The organism is Bacteroides salyersiae WAL 10018 = DSM 18765 = JCM 12988 (assembly GCF_000381365.1).
GTDB classification, from domain to species: Bacteria; Bacteroidota; Bacteroidia; order Bacteroidales; family Bacteroidaceae; genus Bacteroides; species Bacteroides salyersiae.
On sequence record NZ_KB905466.1, the window covers coordinates 1,800,300 to 1,817,830 of the forward strand.

Below are 17,531 nucleotides of genomic sequence, written 5' to 3' on the forward strand. Positions count from 1 at the left end.
TCCGGCGGGAATACCGCAGACAACCGGAGCTTTTTCACTAAAACCATATTCAGCCTTCAACAGGCTATCCCAACACTACTGAAAGAATATCTTCTTCCCGTTTCTTATATAAATACCTCTCTGAGGATTCTGAACCACCCTACCGGACAAATCATAGATAATGCCATCTTCATCGGCTGCATCATCAAACGTATCTTCAATACCGGTCGGATCTGAACCAGACGTCAAGTTGATATAGTAAAGATTATAAGAGCCCTCTTTATTCAGTTCATGCGAACCGGCATCAAGCTTATAGGTAATAATATTACCGGAAGTTGCGGAAACTTTCACCCCATCTATTTTCACATCCGGAATAGACCCTTCAGCAAACACCAAAGTCAGAGTCATTGATTCTTCTATGGTAAATTTCACAGAAGTGGCACTCTCCATTTTCAAGCAATATGTATAAGTCGTACCATTTACAGTTGCCTGCCCTTTAGTATTCGAGTAGTTTCCGGTTATCGAATAAAACGAATTCGAAGGTTTCTTGTCTGTGAAGTTACAAGAATAATCTCCGTCAGCCGGAGGCACCGGTTTATCGTCATCATCACCATCGCCGTCACCATCACCATCACCATCACCATCCGAAACACTGCCAAAAATACCTACCAAACTGGTTTTATAAGCTAAAATAGCCGCTTTCAATTCTGCATTAACATCATAATCCGTGTCATCCTTGCTATTGTCAAAAGTCCATTGGAAATCACCACGCTGCATACGTCCGGCACCAAACTGACCTTTCAGGATATCCGGTACGTCATTAGCGTCATCCGGGGTATAGCTGTACATCTTCGTTGCATCCGTATCAAAGTTATCATAAGCCGCTCCCCCTTTCTTGGCAACTACACTTGACGGCACTTGTTCTTCGCGCGAAGAAGCTTCATAAGCATCAAACTCCGTATTGTTTTCCTGATAAGTAACATATTTGAAGTTGGAAGACTTTTCAGCAAACACATTACCGAAAGCCTTGATCATGCCACCGTCTTCTTTGGAAAAAGTCCCCACACTATTGTTTATATCAGATCCTTGCATAGATATCAACATCGGCTTATTAGTATTGCGATAATAATTGTTTTCAACAAAAATATTGGAATTCATCGCAGCCCCTACTCCATACTTGCTACACCCGTCAAAATAGTTATTGTAAACGTGTGCAGAGAAAAGGCGTACGCGGGGATGACGGCTGTCCGAATGATCAAACCAATTGTGATGATAAGTCACCAAATAACCATTCTCACCATCGTTATTACCCAATAAACAAGCCTTTCCACTGTCCCAGAAATGATTATATGAAAGAGTTACATAATTCGATTTCTTACAGTCAAGAGCCCCGTCTCCTTTTGCCTGATCGGAATCACCTCCCGGTAATCCATAAAAAAGATCACAATTGTGCACCCAGATATACTGGTTGTCCTGCTGTAAGCCTACATTATCTCTTTCATCACTATCACATTTCATAAACCCGATATTACGGATTTCCACCAAACGTCCGCCTTTGATGCGAATACCCCAACCGTCAGCCACAGCATCATTGCCAATTCCTTCAATCGTGATTCCCTGACAAACCTCTTTTCCTCCCATATCTACCACAATATCACCTTTATCCGCGTCAGTAGCAGTAGTCACCTGACCGATTAAACGAATCACCAACGGACGACTGTCATACCCTTTCTTAAAACCATTCAGGATTGTCTGAAAACCGGTGCAGGAAGTTACTGCCCCCTTATTGCTCGTTATAACATCAAACGTTATACTGTCCTTATTCTTATTTGTAATATACAATACCACGGCATTGTCTTTCAACGTACCGTCAGCTTTGTATCCACCAGGTACCTTATTGTTATGAAAAGCAAATCCCGCACGATCGTGCGCTTTCACTTCAAATGTAGAAGACTCAACAGCCTGACCGGTCATTTCCGTTCCCTCTTCATCCACCGGTACTATTTTAAATTGATAAGTTCCAGCTTTGACACCTATCACATCCGCACGCCCGTAATCTCCATAATTACGTACCAGTTCCGCATCCAATTTGGAATAAGAGCCGTCAACCGACTTACAATAAACGCTATAGGTAGAAGCCCCTTCTACCAGATTCCAAGTGACATAGCCCGATTCGAACCAGCCTCCCACCTCTTTGATGGAAGTAGCAGCCGATAAAGCCATCGGCATTAATAAGGCAAAGGCAAACAAAAGTAAAGTTTTGAATTTCATAGTCTCCAATTTTATTAATTATATATTCAATGAAAAAAATCGCGGGTTTGACGACTGCAAGATTACGGAGAACTACGAAAACCCATGTGTAATAATAAGCCTTTTATGTAGAAAAAACGGTTTGCCGGGCTTTATCACCCAACAAACCGCTTTATAGTAAGCCTCTCCCCGCCCTCTCCGTAGGAGAGGGAGTAAGAAATGACTCGCAAACAATTGATTAGCAGTACTAACTTTGGCTCCCTCTCCCACGGAGAGGGTTGGGGAGAGGCTGTTTACTGTTCAATTGTCTTTCCTGCCTGCTGCCAGGCATTAAATCCTTTATCCAATTCAAAAACCTGATATCCCCGTTCACTCAAAATATCAGCCGCCTTCTTACTACGCTTTCCACTGCGACAATAAACCGCCACCGGCCTGTCTTTCTGAAGAGTAGAATCGGCAATGGCAGCAAACGAATCATCAAGTACGTTGATATTGATCGAAGCAGGGATACGTCCTTCCGAATATTCGGCCAAAGTACGAACATCCAGACGTTGCACATCGGAAGCTTCTATCAGAGACTCAAAGTCATTCACCGACAGCGACTTAAACTCGCCCTTCTGCTGGCAAGAGAAAAGCGTAGAGAAAAACAGGAAAACTCCTGTAAACAATTTATTCATCTTTGATATTTTTTATCGGGTTAGTATTAAGTTCGTTTCAGCCAGATTATTTAGCAGCCAGATAATTAGTCAACGGATTCGCATACATCAGCAACATCTTTTCGCGCAGAAACGGAATATCTTTATTCGGGATATCGATCTTGCCCAGTTGCTGCTCTATATAGTTTTCAAAATGAGCCTTTTCTTCCGGAGTATAGTAACCGGTAAATTCATCGGTCCCCGTCCGTAAATCATGAGCGATGTAATTACCCGGATACAAACGGTAACTGGCATGAATACGTTGGTCTATCAATGAAGAAATGTGCGCAAACAGCTCCGTCTTCGGCAAGCTGCGATCCATCTTTTCAAGAACATCATTTATGCAGGGAGCGGCCTGGAAATGTACTTTTCCCTTATAGCCGAACAGCCCCGTTTCCATATTACGCAAATCATCCTGCGTCGTTTTCTTATATCCCTCGATATCCCTTTTCAACTGAAACTCCTGCGCCTTGAGAAAATCGCAAGGGTCATATTCATACGAGATCGCCATCGGAGCTATGTTTATCTCCATCAGACGGTCTATAAGATCCCCTTCACCACCCATAGCCAACATCTTGAGCACGCTGTCCTGCGTACGGTCATTGGAGTCCTTGGCACGTCCTTCGCGCTGTGCAATCCAGACGGATTGATTCTTCTCCAGGATTGTGTAATGGATGTATCGTGACATGCGGGCAGAAGATTCCAGCATCTGACGCATGGTCAGCGCACGCTGCACAATAAACGACTTATTGACACGGACAAACTTCTTGATCCACGGATAGATCAGCAGATTGTCTCCGATCGCAATTTCTACTGTATCCATGCCCTGGTCCACAAGCAAAATCGAAAGGAAGCCCGAATCAAGAATGATATCCCGATGGTTGGTTATATACACATACGCCTTCTTTTTATCCGGTAGTGCCGTATGATCGAGAGTCAGGCCATTCGTATGCCTTTCGGACAGTTTCCAAAGGATATCATAGCAGAAGGTCTTCTGGAAATCCAGCTTTGTTTTGCAAGCACGTATTTTCTGGGCCAGAATCTCAAAAGGCACATTCGGTATCACAGTACAAGCGGCTTTCTGAAATGCCGGATCGGCAATTAATTCCTCGAATATACGGGGAAGTTCTTCGTCGTGATAAGGACGGATTTCATCAAACTCTGTTGTATTCATAACGCGTCACTAAAATTTATTCTCTATTATATCAGTCATTACATCCTTTATATCCAATCCGGCAGCACGCACTTGTTGTGGAATAAAACTGGTAGCTGTCATTCCGGGAGTCGTATTTACTTCAAGCAGGTTTATCTTATCACCGGCCGTAATGATGTAATCGACACGGATAATTCCCGAGCATCCCAAGATGTCATAAATGGCAGAAGTCAACGTTTGTACACGGCGTGTCAACTCATCGGAAATACGGGCCGGAGTAATCTCATCCACTTGTCCGTTGTATTTGGCATCGTAATCGAAAAATTCATTGTCGGTTACCACCTCCGTTATAGGAAACACTACTGATTTCTGTTTTGTTTTGTAGCAACCGCAAGTTATTTCAGTACCATCCATGAACGCTTCTACCAGCACTTCCTGCGCTTCACTGAATGCTTTCAGAATGGCGGGCTGTATTTGTTCACGGGTTTTCACTTTCGTCACTCCGAAGCTGGAACCTCCTAAACTCGGCTTGATAAAGCAGGGCAGACCGATTTTCTCTATCACGTCTTCATCCGAAACGGTTTGCCCCTGGCGAAGCAGTAACGACTCGGATATCCGAATACCGAAAGCCTTGAGATACTGGTTACAGATAAACTTATCATAAGTCATGGCAGCCGCCAATACTCCACAGCAGGAATAAGGGATACGCATCATATCGAAATACCCCTGAAGACGCCCGTCTTCACCCGGAGTGCCGTGAATAGTGATATAGGCGAAATCAAACTTCACCTTTTCCGCCCCTTTCATGAAGCTAAAATCATTGCGGTCTACCGGCGCCTTGCGTCCATCAGGCAGTTGCACTTCCCAACGGAGCCCTTCCATTTCAACGATATACAAATCATACTTCTCCTTGTCTATAAAAGAGTATATCCCCTGTGCACTACGCAGGGATACATGAAATTCGGAGGTATCACCTCCTGCCACGATAGCAATTGTGCGTTTCATTCTATTTCTCTGTTACTTATATAGCTTCTCCACTTCTCTATCAACCGGCTCATATCATCGGGCATTTCCGAGGTGAAATACATCTCCTCTCCCGTAACAGGATGTACGAACCCCAATGTCATGGCATGCAAAGCCTGCCGTGGACAAGTGTCAAAGCAGTTATTTACGAATTGTTTGTATTTACTAAAATGAGTCCCTTTCAGAATCTCATGTCCGCCATACCGTTCGTCATTGAACAATACATGGCCGATATGCTTCATATGAACCCTGATCTGATGCGTACGCCCTGTCTCCAGGATACACTCCACCAACGTCACATAGCCCAAACGTTCGAGCACACGATAGTGCGTCACGGCATGTTTGCCGACAGTAGGATCGGACATGACCGCCATCTGCATCCTGTCCTTCGGGTTACGGGCGATATTGCCGACGATCGTCCCTTCGTCCTGCTCCACATTTCCCCATACCAATGCACGATAACGCCGTTTCGTCGTTTTATTAAAAAACTGGATTCCGAGATTCGTTTTCGCATCCGGTGTTTTTGCAATGACCAGCAATCCGGAAGTATCCTTGTCGATACGGTGTACCAAACCTACGTGGGGATCGTTGGCATCATAGTCAGGATTGTCCTTCATATGCCATGCCAGCGCATTGACCAGTGTACCGTGATAATTTCCATGCCCCGGATGTACCACCAGACCGGGCGGCTTATTCACCACCATTACATATTTATCTTCATATACGATGTCGAGGGGAATGTCTTCCGGAATAATTTCATTCTCATAACGCGGACGGTCCATCATCACCGTTATCACATCCAACGGCTTCACCTTATAGCTACTTTTCACCGGTTTCCCGTTGGCCCTTACCAAACCGTCTTCGGCAGCTTTCTGGATACGGTTGCGCGAAGCATTGACAATACGCTCGAACAAATATTTGTCGACTCTCATCATCGCCTGCCCTTTATCCACAACCACCCGAAAGTGTTCGTACAACTGGGCATCCGCTTCCTCTCCGACAGGTTCTATATCATCAATATCATTCTCTATATCGTCCGGCAATTCCTCTATCATACAGTTTTCTTTCTAAATCTTGACAGGTATCCACTTAAAACCACGAATCATCAACCGGTGATTCATGACTATCCATTATGCTGTCTGCATTTTGAATGGAATCATTATCCACAGGCAACTCCTCTCCATCTCCCACCAACAGCGTCAGAGTGGCTCCTACGGGAACCTTATCCCCCATCTCCAATTGCCGGCCCATATACTTCACTCCATACACCCAGTCCTTTTCTCCGGGAATCATTTCATTCTCAGACAGTTTAAATCCCGCAGCCAATATTTTAGCCTGTGCCTGGCGCATCGAACTATTGTCCGCTACATCCGGCACGGGACGCAAAGGAATATTCAATGTATTGATAGTCAGATAAATTATTCTTCCCTCTTTTACTTTTTGCCCCACCGACGGGGTTACATCCAAAATACTTCCGGCCGGCTTATTCTTCACATAACTGGAATCCGATACAACACAAACCAACCCATGATTACGGAAAAGCATTTCCGCTTCATCAATTGTCATGCCTTTGACATTCGGCACTACGACAGCCTCGCCGTGACGGGTATAACTATCCAGCCATTTCAATACTCCGAAAAACAACAGGCAAACCACTGCCACCATTACCATCAGATTTAACCAAAAGTATTTATTGGCCTTGAACGAAAAAAATTCCTTTATTGTCATAAATCTTAGCTGTTAATCCGCGTCAAAGATACAATTTTAACTACACAGTAGCATAGAGTTTGCATAGTTTTTCATTTCCGGAGACAGGGCGAGATACGTTAAGTTCGTTTCATACTATTGAAACGAACGGTTCCTCTTTATTGAAACCAACAGTTTCAATAGCATGGAACGAATGGTTTCATCCGTATGGAACGAATGGTTTCATTAAGTGAAACGAATGGTTCCACACCGAGAAACCCGGCCTGACATGCCGGGATACCCCGGATACCCTAACACAGTACGAATGGTCACCTCCGAAACGACAGGTCACCTGCCAGCATAAAAAAAGAAGCAAAGACAATGTCTTTACTTCTTCAATTTCGTTTTTTACAACTCTGCAGAAGAATTCCTTATGCTTTCACTCCGTTGTATTCGTCAGAAACAGTCAGCTTCTTACGACCTTTAGCACGACGTGCAGCCAATACTCTACGGCCGTTAGCAGTTGCCATTCTCTCACGGAAACCGTGTTTGTTTTTTCTCTTTCTGTTAGAGGGTTGAAATGTTCTTTTCATTACTGTATCTTGTTTTTATTGTTATTATTCTACGTAATCGGGCTGCAAAAATAGGCACTTTTTTTAAATAAACCAAGAGATAACTCATTTTTAGTCAAAAGATTTTGTATTTTTTGCCGATTTAGATTACTTTTGCACCCGGAAAGTCCAGTAGATAACTCAATAACATTAAATAATAAAAGATATCAAGTATGATTAATGCTCAAGACATCAAGAACGGAACCTGTATCCGTATGGACGGAAAGCTTTATTTCTGTATCGAATTTCTTCATGTAAAGCCAGGTAAAGGTAACACATTCATGCGCACCAAGCTGAAAGACGTAGTAAGCGGTTATGTTCTTGAACGCCGTTTCAATATCGGTGAAAAGCTGGAAGATGTACGTGTAGAACGTCGTCCTTACCAGTTCCTATATAAAGAAGGTGAAGATTATATCTTCATGAACCAGGAAACTTTCGACCAGCACCCGATCGCTCACGACCTGATCAACGGAGTAGATTTCCTTCTTGAAGGAGCCGTGCTCGACGTTGTTTCCGATGCTTCTACAGAAACCGTACTCTACGCCGACATGCCTATCAAAGTTCAGATGAAAGTTACTTATACCGAACCGGGAATGAAAGGTGATACAGCTACCAACACACTGAAGCCGGCAACCGTAGAATCCGGTGCAACCGTACGTGTTCCGTTGTTCATCAACGAAGGCGAAACCATCGAAATCGATACTCGTGACGGTTCTTACGTAGGACGCGTGAAAGCATAACAACAGTATTTCATTCATATTACAAAACGGTAAACCGATTGCAATAGACCTGCAATTTGTTTACCGTTTTTTTCGTTTATCCCCTGTGTAATCCGTATATTTGCCTGTCAAAATCAAAAACCTCTTAATATAATGAAGCGATTAATGTATGTATTATGCTTTGTACTGATATCCGTTGTAGCACACGGACAGGCGAAGTATGTCTTCTATTTCATCGGTGATGGAATGGGAGTAAACCAAGTGAATGGCACAGAAATGTATCGTGCCGAATTACAAAACGGACGTATAGGAGTGGAACCGTTACTCTTCACACAGTTCCCCGTAGGCACCATGGCAAGCACTTTCTCGGCCACCAATTCAGTAACAGATTCATCGGCAGCAGGTACCGCCCTCTCCACTGGGGTAAAGACTTACAATGGAGCCATTGGAATGGACGACCGGAAAGAACCCCTGCAAACAATCGCTGAAAAAGCTAAAAAAGCCGGTAAGAAAGTGGGTGTTGCCACCAGCGTAAGTGTAGACCATGCCACTCCCGCCGCGTTTTATGCCCACCAACCCGACCGTAACATGTATTATGAGATCGCAACTGATCTTCCCAAAGCTAATTTTGATTTCTATGCCGGAGCAGGCTTTCTAAAACCCACCACCACAGCAGACAAAAAAGAAGCACCAAGCATCTTCCCCATGTTCGAAGAAGCCGGCTATACTCTGGCCCGTGGTTACAACGATTTTAAGGCAAAAGCCCCGCAAGCTCAAAAAATGATTCTCATCCAGGAAGAAGGTGCCAATGCATCTTGCCTGCCATATGCCATCGACCGCAAAAAAGACGATCTGACCTTGGCACAGATTACCGAGAGCGCAATCGAATTTCTTACCAAAGAAAAAAACAAAGGCTTCTTCCTAATGGTAGAAGGCGGCAAGATAGACTGGGCTTGCCATTCGAACGATGCCGCTACCGTATTCAATGAAGTAGCGGATATGGACGAAGCCATAAAAGTAGCCTATGAATTTTACAAAAAACATCCCAAAGAGACGCTGATCGTAGTCACTGCCGATCATGAGACCGGTGGTATAGCATTGGGAACAGGCAAGTACGCACTGAACCTGAAGGTTCTTCAGCATCAGAAAAACTCCGCCGATATCCTCTCTGCCCGGATCAGCGAACTGAGAAAAGCTAAAAACAATAAGGTTTCGTGGGAAGACATGAAATCTTTATTGGCAGACAATATGGGATTCTGGAAAGAAATTCCTATCTCTTGGGAGCAGGAGAAGAAACTACGCGATGAATACGAGAAATCGTTCGTAAAAGATAAAGTAGTTTTCGAAGAAAGCCTGTATTCGAAGAGTGAGCCGATGGCTGCACGTGCCAAAGAGGTAATGGATGAAATCGCTATGATCAGTTGGGCCAGTGGAAGTCATTCGGCCGGATATGTTCCGGTTTTCGCCATTGGAGCAGGTTCACAGCTTTTCGGAGGAAAGATAGACAACATCGAAATCCCGCAACGAATTGCCAAAGCGGCAAAATACTAAAAGCACATTAAAACAACAAAAGTCCTCTCATCAAACAGAGGACTTTTATTTTTTATACATCACCCAAGCATAACACATGGTACCGGTTTTCTTATCCGAAGGCAAATTCATACTTGCTACTTTGATTGGTTACTACCAAGTTGTCTCCTCTGAATTCAAGGTTGATATTTCTCTCTTTCGCCAACCATCCCAAAATAAAGGCCAAATTCTCTCTGTCGATTCTCAAGTGAGTGGAAGACAGTTTAACAATCAAGTCTTTTGCACTAATTTCACTGGTTTCCCTCAAAATACGTCTGATTTTCAGCAACGCATTATTAAATTCTTGCTCGTTCATAGTTCTCCGTTTAAAAGTTAGACATTATATTAACATATCGCAGAATCCATAAATAGCAGATAAATCGCTTCCGATCTATAAGGGGGGCATAAGATGGCAATTCACTATCAAAAGCAAATATAGCAATTTATATTATAAATACAAATAATACGTCCCTATTTTTATTTAAACTATAAGCTAAAAGATGACTTAATTAAGAATATATCACATTCCTTTATCATTGGGGTAATAATCGAAAAAGGGTATACGGCCTACTACAACTGTGTTTCTCCTTCTATATAATTCTCCAGGAATAAATTCTCACCGTCAAACACGACATATGAAAAGTAATTGATCCAATCTCCCAAGATCAGTACCCGTGCAGTAGTGCTCAACATCAAATCAAGCTCTATATGGCGGTGTCCGTAAATAAAGTAATTTATATTCGGATGATTCTTCAGATATTCTTTGGTATAGAGCACCAGATATTCTTTATCTTCACCCATATAATCAGGCTCTTTCCCGTCTTCACGTTTCATGCGGCTATGCTTTGCCCATGTCAAACCTAAATCGATGCTCCATCGGGGATGAATCATTGAAAACAAAGTCTGCAGCGTTTTGCTATGAAACATCGAACGCAAAAACTTGAATTTCTTGTCCGGATCTCCCAAACCGTCACCGTGAGCCAAATAAAATTCCCTGCCATAGATTTCAGTAGTAAGAGGTTTGCGATGAATAATTACGCCACACTCTTTTGACAGGTAATCCCCACACCAGATATCATGATTGCCGATAAAGAAATGCACTTCTACTCCCATGTCCGTCAACTCGGAGAGCTTTCCCAAAAAGCGTGTATACCCTTTAGGAACCACCAATTTAAACTCATACCAGAAGTCGAACATATCTCCCAGTAAATAAATAGCCCCGGCTTTATGTTTGATGCTATCCAAGAAATTCACCAACCGCCGTTCTTGTGTACGACCGTGCTCAATAGCACGGGAACCCAAATGAGCATCGGAAAGGAAATAGATGTTTTTCATTTTTATTCCATTGAAAGTTTTACAATTCACTATTGACAGTGAAGCGGACAGTGTGGCATTGTACTGCCACACTATCAATTATTTGTTAATTAAAGAAAGCCCAACTCCAGTTTTGCCTCTTCACTCATCATATCCTTGTCCCATTCCGGCTCGAAAACCAAATTAATGGCAGCCGACGGCACTCCGTCTATGGACTCTACCTTCTGGCGAACGTCCTCCATGATGAAATCGGCAGCCGGACAGTTAGGAGCTGTCAGCGTCATATCGATAGCCACCTCTCCGTTATCAGCAACTTCTATTTTATAAATAAGCCCCAAATCGTATATATTGACCGGAATTTCCGGATCATATACAGTTTTCAGCATATCTACAATCTTCTCTTCTATTTCAAACTTTGTCATAATCGTGAACTTTATTGATTACATAGACAAAAATAATGCTTTTCTGCATAGAAAGGTTTATCAGTTCCCTCTTTTTATGCACTTTTGTAAAATTATACAAGAATCAAAAACAGTTTCATTATTTAGACTCCTGTTTCTACCGCATAATTGCGGGGGTTATTGTAGCCTAAAAAAGCTTCTCAAATTTAGAGCCTGCTCATTTTCCATCACATACAATATTAGTTTCAGTACATAGCTCTCTATTAGAACAAATACTACAACAATTTGATTTTCATATCCTTACATACCATCAACGTCCATTTGTTACCATTTTGTTACCAACGACAAAAGATTTAAACGGATATTATTACACAATTGTTACTTAATAAATATCGTAATAATAAAAAAAACAGTGTTCTTTGCAGCAGATAATCCCCAATATTGAAATCATCAAATTGTCCTTTTTAAACAGACTCTAATTTTATATAGCAAAAATATGATAACGAAGAAAAACTTATTAACAGCACTATTGTTCCTGTTCGTATCTTGTCCTATGTGGTCACAGATTTTAAAGAGTTCTGGTATTATTGTGAAAGCGGGTAAAGGTGAAATCGCCTACAACACGCCCACCCACATTGATAACATGGATACAGATATAAAAAATTCTTATATAAAAGGAAAAACAGCCCTTGAATTCGGTTATCGTTTCAGATTACAGCCGAATAAATCACGTTTTTTCTATGACATAGATGCATCCGGCGGATATAGTAAATATGAATATGCCATGAATTTTCTACCTAAAGAAAACACTCAATACGCAGGTTCTTCTGGCTCTAACGTTTTATTATCATTCTCTTTAACCGGTATGGCCAATTACAATATTTTCAAAGGCTTGAACATCGGTTTGGGTGTACAGCCAACCGTTTATATATGGGAAGAAAAATTCTTTGACATTCCCCTACTCGCCAAAGTGAGCTATGACTTAAAATACGTGGAATTAGGATTTTCTTATAAATATGGATTGACCCGAAATTATAAAGTTCCTCTTTTCAAGGACAACCGATTATCGCAATGGCAATTCTCAATCTATATTCCAGTATGGAAAAAATAAAACCGGTAAATCGGCTACAACGAAAACTAAGTTAGCTATTTTATTTCTTGGAAGAATCTGATCGTTCTCTTCAACTAATTTGATAATTAGTTGAAGAGAACGAAAATATATCATAGACTCATGATACAGACAAAACAGTGAATAATACTTAATTAAGAAAGCAAATCAATTTTTCTTGAATCAAAAGAGCTACAAGTTCTTCGATATTATTGCTATATTTGTAGGATGATGAAATACACACAAATTACATTCCAGCTCATCGGCAAACTATTTCTTTTTATCGCCTTGGCTGGATGCCAACAAAACGATAAGTACACCGCCTTGCTATTACAGGCAGATTCTATCATGAATGTTCGTCCGGACAGTGCATTGGCATTACTCAATTCGATACAGTTCCCCCAAGAAATGAAAACTGCCGACAGAGCATTGTATTCTCTCCTCTTCACACAGGCCGAACAGAAAAATCGAATATTACACACCAACGACTCTCTGATCCGGATAGCAGTAGACTATTACAAAGATAAAGACGACAAAGAACAGGAGACCAAAGCTTATTATTATTTGGGATGCGTATATCAGGATATAGGCGATATAGTGGGTGCAACTGATGCTTTTTTGAAAGCATTGAATATAAATCCTCAAGTGATAAATGATACAGAAATACTTACCATGATATACGAAAATTTGGCAGAATGCTATCAAAGCCAAGGGTTTTATGACAAGGCAATGGAAATGTATCGGGCTTCTTATAAAATAAACAAAGAGAAAAATGATAAAAAAAACATTCTTTATTCAATGCAAGGAATTGCCGAGATATTTATATATAAAAACAAATGGGACAGCGCGGAATACTACTACAATGAAATTATTGCAAGGTCGCGCATACTTGGTGATTCGTCGTGGGTCTCAGTGGGGTTTGTAAATCTTGCCCAAATCTATTATGAACAAAAAAGATATCCGGAAGCGTATCAAGCCATAAAAAAGCCTATTTACAATGAAATAGAGAAGAAAAAAGACGAACAAAACGAGACAACAAACCTGCACCTTTTAAAAGCTGATATATTTATCCAAACTGAACAGTTCGATTCTGCCCGCTACTATCTATCACTTTGCCACAAGAAAGACGATCCATCCTTAGAAGCTTCTGCCAATTATTCATTATACGAACTTGAAAAAAAATGTGGGAGGTTTAAAGAAGCCATCCAATATATAGATGCGTATGTTATGCTGTCCGATTCTATCCAAGAAGAAGAGAACAGGAAAGAGATTGCAAAGCTAATCAACGATTTCGCCATAGAAAAATACAAAAAGAAAATTACCTATAAACAAAAGCGTCAGAATCGGATTCTTTTTTCCTCCATGTTCATTTTTGTGGTCACAGGTGTCTTGATGTTCCTGATAATCGACAGGCATCGGAAAAAAGAGTATATCGCCCTTCAAAATTCTTTAATGAAGAACAGAGAAGAGACAATGAAAATTCAAGAAGAATTGATTGAACTGGAAGCAACTCAATCAGAAAGCTCAAAACTGGAGAAAGAAAACAAACAGGATATCTTAAGGAAACTACAAGAAGAAAAATTTCATTACAGTATCCGACTTTTTCAAAAAACACCCTACTACAAGATTTTGGAAGAGTTGAAACTCAAAAGAAAAATTGAAGAGAAAACATTTACCTTAGAAGAGCGCGAACATCTGTGGGATTGTATTTATCAGACCTTTTCCGACACTATGGCTGATTTGAAAGTCAAATGTCCTGATCTTACCCGCGAAGATTTATTATATTGTGTATTTTATCTTTTGGGATATCCCAATCCAATCATCATAGCGTGTACCGGAAGCAATGCCAATGCACTAAAGTCAAGAAAAAATCGGATAAGAAACAAGATGAACGAAGAGTTACGTTCAATTATTTTCAATATAGACAGCAAATTAACACACTGATACATAAAGTATACCTGTATAGTATACATATATTCACAAGATGGTGGGACAAGAGTGACTAAACAAGTCCTTCATCTGCAAAGCTATAATATTTACCATCGCAGACAATCAGATGATCGATCAAATGAATATCCATCGTCTTAACAGCGACGAGTATCCGTTGCGTTAGCACCTTGTCTTCCTGACTGGGACGGGCATTGCCCGAGGGATGATTGTGCACAACAGCTATCTGAGTAGCACGTTGCAACAAAGCTTCCCGCAGTACAGAACGCACATCTACTAATGTGCCGGAAATACCGCCCGTACTGATCCGGACCCGGTCTATCACCTTATTCGCCTGATTCATCAGCAATACCCAAAACTCTTCCAGTTCAAGATCGCACATCAACGGATGAAACAGTTCGTAAATATCCTTAGAACAACTGATAACAGCCCGCTCCTTCACTTCCTGCAATTTACGGCGCTTTCCCAATTCCAAAGCAGCCATAATGGCAATGCTTTTCGCCGGGCCGAAACCTTTAAAACAAGAAAAGTCACGGACTCCCCAATGAGCCAGTTCGTTCAAATCATTATGACAGGAGACAAGTATCCGTCGCATCAGCTCTACCGCGCTCTCTTCGGTATTGCCGGAGCCGATCAGAATAGCCAACAACTCGGCATCGCTCAGGGCGCCCGAACCTTTCAACATCATTTTCTCTCTCGGACGATCCTCTTCCGCCCATTGGCAAATAGTCAGTTTGTGTGTATCTTTCATTGGTATGTGTATATATGTACCTTCATTTATAAAAGTTCTTTTGAAAAGCTTCGAACTCACCTCGCTTCAAAATGCAACGTTGCCACCAAGCTCTCCAGAAACCGGTTCCATAACCGATCAGTTGTATAAAAGAAGCAGCAATAGAGTAAACTCCTATACGCAAACTGTGATTACAACAAGCGGAATCTACGCAAACCAACAAAGCATAAAACAGAATCGGAAGAAGGCTATACGGACAGAACAAACCACCGACGAGCAACAAAGCCACCCCTAAAGTAAAAGCAGCAGGAAGCAGGTGCACCAGCTTTAATGACTCCGGATATTTTTTATAAAGATTGATACGGGCAATACCGGAATTATGCACTTGCTTAAAGAACTTCTTCAAATCGGTGCGCCGCTTATGATACACCCATGCACCGGGAAACAAACGGCATTTGTATCCTCCCTTAAAAATCCGGATACTAAAATCGATATCCTCTCCAAAACGCATCTTGGAAAAACCTCCCAATGCCTGATATACCTCCCGTCTCACCCCCATATTAAAACTACGCGGATAGAATTTATCCATTTTCTTTTTACCACCACGAATGCCGCCGGTCGTAAAGAATGAGGTCATGGAATAATTAATCGCTTTCTGAATGTCTGTAAAAGAATCATGCGCACAGTCGGGACCACCGAATGCATCGGCAGGAGCCGTTTCCAATTCCGCCTCTACTTCATCGAAATAGCTTTCCGGAAGGATGCAATCAGAATCCAATATGATCAGAAAATCCCCCTGACTCCGCTCAGCTCCATAATTGCGGCTTTGCCCCGGCCCGGAATTAGATTTCTGATAATATTTCAAGTCAAGCACCGCCTTGTACTTTTCCGTAACAGCCAGACAAGGAACAGAAGAACCGTCCTCGACTACAATCACTTCAAAATCTTTAAAATGCTGCTTTACGAGGCTTTGCAACAATTCGTCCACCTCGTCGGGACGGTTATACACAGGTATGATGACGGAATATCTCATATTCGTTGGTTTTATCTACCGGCAAAGATACATCATTATTTTAATAAAAAACGGGACTATCCTTATTAGGATAGCCCCGCCTTGCGTATTAATCATTTTTTCGGAATTATTTTCCTACAATATCCATTGTGTCAGAAGCGATCAACAGTTCCTCATCTGTAGGAATAACCACTACTTTTACTTTTGAATCAGCAGCAGAAATGATAGCTTCTTCACCACGGACTTTGTTCTTTTCGGCATCCAGCTTCACGCCCATAAATTCGAGCCCCTCGCATACACCTGCACGACAGCTTGCCTGGTTCTCACCGACACCACCGGTAAAGAGAATCACATCTACGCCGCCCAAAGCAGCAGCATAAGCACCAATGTATTTTTTGATACGATAGAAATACATCTTTTCTGCCAGAATTGCTTTCGGATTACCCTCTGCCACAGCAGCTTCCAACTCACGCATATCGCTCGATACGCCGGAAACTCCAAGAACACCGCTTTTCTTGTTCAGCAGATTGGAAATACCGGTTGTATTAAGTCCTTCCTTGTCCATGATGAAAGTTACGGCACCGGCATCGATATCACCGCTACGTGTACCCATCATCAATCCTTCCAACGGAGTAAGTCCCATAGTCGTATCGATACATTTACCATCTTTGATAGCAGCGATAGAGCCGCCGTTACCAATGTGGCAGGTTATCAGCTTCAACCCTTCGGGTTTAACACCCAAGTACTCACATACGCGTTGAGATACATAACGATGAGAAGTTCCGTGGAAACCATAACGGCGCACACCGTATTTTTCATACAGTTCGTAAGGAACAGCATATAAATATGCATAGTCAGGCATTGTCTGATGGAAAGCCGTATCAAACACTCCAACCTGTGGAATATTGGGGAGAATGGCCGAAATGGCATCCACTCCCTTCAGGTTTGCAGGGTTATGCAACGGTGCCAGATCGTTGCAAGCGGTAAACGCTTCCAATACTTCCTTATCGAGCAATACGGATTTGCTGAAACGTTCACCTCCATGTACCATACGATGACCCACAGCATTGATTTCATCCAATGACTTGATAGCTCCGTATTCCGGATCAGTCAATGTATGAAGGATAAATTCCACTCCGACAGTATGTTCCGGAATGTCCTTTTCCAATATTTTCTTTTCTCCGTTAGGTAAAGTAAATTTCAAGAAAGAGCCTTTCAAACCGATCTTTTCAATACCGCCTTGGGCAATCACTTCTTTACTGTCCATATCGAACAGTTTATATTTGATAGACGAACTTCCACAGTTCAATACTAATATCTTCATTTCTGATTAT

17 protein-coding genes are annotated in these 17,531 nt (G+C 41.9%); 4 read left to right on the forward strand and 13 right to left on the reverse strand.

Annotation, left to right across the window (positions count from 1 at the left end; translation table 11 throughout):
- Nucleotides 1-75: 75 nt before the first annotated feature.
- From HMPREF1532_RS06895 to rpmH, 7 genes are all read right to left on the reverse strand, one after another.
- Entirely contained in the window at nt 76-2,250 is a 2,175-nt protein-coding gene (locus tag HMPREF1532_RS06895) for a pectate lyase family protein (protein ID WP_005926799.1), read from the reverse strand.
- Nucleotides 2,251-2,522: 272 nt separating this feature from the next.
- On the reverse strand, nt 2,523-2,915 hold the full coding sequence (locus HMPREF1532_RS06900) for a rhodanese-like domain-containing protein (protein WP_025819143.1): 393 nt from the start codon (nt 2,913-2,915) through the stop codon (nt 2,523-2,525).
- Nucleotides 2,916-2,952: 37 nt separating this feature from the next.
- Complete coding sequence (locus HMPREF1532_RS06905; RefSeq protein WP_005926803.1) at nt 2,953-4,098, reverse strand: 1-acyl-sn-glycerol-3-phosphate acyltransferase; 1,146 nt, start codon at nt 4,096-4,098, stop codon at nt 2,953-2,955.
- A gap of 9 nt (nt 4,099-4,107) precedes the next feature.
- Complete coding sequence (locus HMPREF1532_RS06910) at nt 4,108-5,082, reverse strand: D-alanine--D-alanine ligase (protein ID WP_005926806.1); 975 nt, start codon at nt 5,080-5,082, stop codon at nt 4,108-4,110.
- Entirely contained in the window at nt 5,079-6,155 is a 1,077-nt protein-coding gene (locus HMPREF1532_RS06915) for an RluA family pseudouridine synthase (RefSeq protein WP_005926808.1), read from the reverse strand. The genes HMPREF1532_RS06910 and HMPREF1532_RS06915 overlap by 4 nt, the downstream gene beginning before the upstream one ends.
- A 34-nt stretch (nt 6,156-6,189) precedes the next feature.
- Nucleotides 6,190-6,828, reverse strand: coding sequence for a PASTA domain-containing protein (locus tag HMPREF1532_RS06920; protein WP_005926811.1), 639 nt, complete (start codon nt 6,826-6,828; stop codon nt 6,190-6,192).
- Between the two features lie 389 nt (nt 6,829-7,217).
- On the reverse strand, nt 7,218-7,379 hold the full coding sequence (rpmH, locus tag HMPREF1532_RS06925; protein ID WP_004292199.1) for a 50S ribosomal protein L34: 162 nt from the start codon (nt 7,377-7,379) through the stop codon (nt 7,218-7,220).
- Between the two features lie 191 nt (nt 7,380-7,570).
- On the opposite strand from rpmH, the gene efp reads away from it, so the two are divergent.
- On the forward strand, nt 7,571-8,137 hold the full coding sequence (gene efp, locus HMPREF1532_RS06930) for an elongation factor P (protein ID WP_002558969.1): 567 nt from the start codon (nt 7,571-7,573) through the stop codon (nt 8,135-8,137).
- 132 nt (nt 8,138-8,269) lie between these two features.
- Entirely contained in the window at nt 8,270-9,667 is a 1,398-nt protein-coding gene (locus tag HMPREF1532_RS06935) for an alkaline phosphatase (RefSeq protein ID WP_025819142.1), read from the forward strand.
- A gap of 91 nt (nt 9,668-9,758) precedes the next feature.
- On the opposite strand, the gene HMPREF1532_RS06940 is transcribed toward HMPREF1532_RS06935, so the two are convergent.
- From HMPREF1532_RS06940 to HMPREF1532_RS06950, 3 genes are all read right to left on the reverse strand, one after another.
- Nucleotides 9,759-10,001 (reverse strand): winged helix-turn-helix domain-containing protein, encoded by a 243-nt coding sequence (locus tag HMPREF1532_RS06940; protein WP_005926819.1) that lies wholly within the window; start codon nt 9,999-10,001, stop codon nt 9,759-9,761.
- A 254-nt stretch (nt 10,002-10,255) separates the two neighbouring features.
- Nucleotides 10,256-11,020, reverse strand: a complete 765-nt coding sequence (locus tag HMPREF1532_RS06945; RefSeq protein ID WP_025819141.1) for a UDP-2,3-diacylglucosamine diphosphatase — start codon at nt 11,018-11,020, stop codon at nt 10,256-10,258.
- Nucleotides 11,021-11,109: 89 nt separating this feature from the next.
- On the reverse strand, nt 11,110-11,421 hold the full coding sequence (locus tag HMPREF1532_RS06950; RefSeq protein ID WP_005926825.1) for a metal-sulfur cluster assembly factor: 312 nt from the start codon (nt 11,419-11,421) through the stop codon (nt 11,110-11,112).
- Between the two features lie 475 nt (nt 11,422-11,896).
- Here HMPREF1532_RS06950 and HMPREF1532_RS06955 point away from each other — a divergent pair, with 475 nt between their 5' ends.
- Nucleotides 11,897-12,511 (forward strand): hypothetical protein, encoded by a 615-nt coding sequence (locus HMPREF1532_RS06955; RefSeq protein ID WP_005926827.1) that lies wholly within the window; start codon nt 11,897-11,899, stop codon nt 12,509-12,511.
- A gap of 225 nt (nt 12,512-12,736) precedes the next feature.
- The gene (locus HMPREF1532_RS06960) at nt 12,737-14,452 is read left to right on the forward strand and encodes a tetratricopeptide repeat protein (protein WP_005926829.1); all 1,716 of its coding nucleotides are present in this window, start codon (nt 12,737-12,739) and stop codon (nt 14,450-14,452) included.
- 58 nt (nt 14,453-14,510) lie between these two features.
- Here the strand turns inward: HMPREF1532_RS06960 and radC are convergent, their stop codons facing one another.
- The 3 genes from radC to HMPREF1532_RS06975 form a co-directional block, all read right to left on the reverse strand.
- On the reverse strand, nt 14,511-15,206 hold the full coding sequence (gene radC, locus HMPREF1532_RS06965; protein WP_005926831.1) for a RadC family protein: 696 nt from the start codon (nt 15,204-15,206) through the stop codon (nt 14,511-14,513).
- Between the two features lie 22 nt (nt 15,207-15,228).
- Nucleotides 15,229-16,218 (reverse strand): glycosyltransferase family 2 protein, encoded by a 990-nt coding sequence (locus HMPREF1532_RS06970; RefSeq protein WP_005926833.1) that lies wholly within the window; start codon nt 16,216-16,218, stop codon nt 15,229-15,231.
- Nucleotides 16,219-16,324: 106 nt separating this feature from the next.
- On the reverse strand, nt 16,325-17,521 hold the full coding sequence (locus HMPREF1532_RS06975) for an acetate kinase (protein ID WP_005926835.1): 1,197 nt from the start codon (nt 17,519-17,521) through the stop codon (nt 16,325-16,327).
- Between the last annotated feature and the right edge of the window lie 10 nt (nt 17,522-17,531).

Coding starts and splice junctions, on each gene's coding strand:
- HMPREF1532_RS06945 (WP_025819141.1), bottom strand. CDS start 11,020: ATGAAAAACATCTATTTCCTTTCCGATGCTCATTTGGGTTCCCGTGCT.
- HMPREF1532_RS06960 (WP_005926829.1), top strand. CDS start 12,737: ATGATGAAATACACACAAATTACATTCCAGCTCATCGGCAAACTATTT.
- HMPREF1532_RS06975 (WP_005926835.1), bottom strand. CDS start 17,521: ATGAAGATATTAGTATTGAACTGTGGAAGTTCGTCTATCAAATATAAA.
- HMPREF1532_RS06910 (WP_005926806.1), bottom strand. CDS start 5,082: ATGAAACGCACAATTGCTATCGTGGCAGGAGGTGATACCTCCGAATTT.
- HMPREF1532_RS06970 (WP_005926833.1), bottom strand. CDS start 16,218: ATGAGATATTCCGTCATCATACCTGTGTATAACCGTCCCGACGAGGTG.
- efp (WP_002558969.1), top strand. CDS start 7,571: ATGATTAATGCTCAAGACATCAAGAACGGAACCTGTATCCGTATGGAC.
- HMPREF1532_RS06955 (WP_005926827.1), top strand. CDS start 11,897: ATGATAACGAAGAAAAACTTATTAACAGCACTATTGTTCCTGTTCGTA.
- HMPREF1532_RS06915 (WP_005926808.1), bottom strand. CDS start 6,155: ATGATAGAGGAATTGCCGGACGATATAGAGAATGATATTGATGATATA.
- HMPREF1532_RS06950 (WP_005926825.1), bottom strand. CDS start 11,421: ATGACAAAGTTTGAAATAGAAGAGAAGATTGTAGATATGCTGAAAACT.
- HMPREF1532_RS06940 (WP_005926819.1), bottom strand. CDS start 10,001: ATGAACGAGCAAGAATTTAATAATGCGTTGCTGAAAATCAGACGTATT.
- HMPREF1532_RS06905 (WP_005926803.1), bottom strand. CDS start 4,098: ATGAATACAACAGAGTTTGATGAAATCCGTCCTTATCACGACGAAGAA.
- radC (WP_005926831.1), bottom strand. CDS start 15,206: ATGAAAGATACACACAAACTGACTATTTGCCAATGGGCGGAAGAGGAT.
- HMPREF1532_RS06935 (WP_025819142.1), top strand. CDS start 8,270: ATGAAGCGATTAATGTATGTATTATGCTTTGTACTGATATCCGTTGTA.
- HMPREF1532_RS06920 (WP_005926811.1), bottom strand. CDS start 6,828: ATGACAATAAAGGAATTTTTTTCGTTCAAGGCCAATAAATACTTTTGG.
- HMPREF1532_RS06895 (WP_005926799.1), bottom strand. CDS start 2,250: ATGAAATTCAAAACTTTACTTTTGTTTGCCTTTGCCTTATTAATGCCG.
- rpmH (WP_004292199.1), bottom strand. CDS start 7,379: ATGAAAAGAACATTTCAACCCTCTAACAGAAAGAGAAAAAACAAACAC.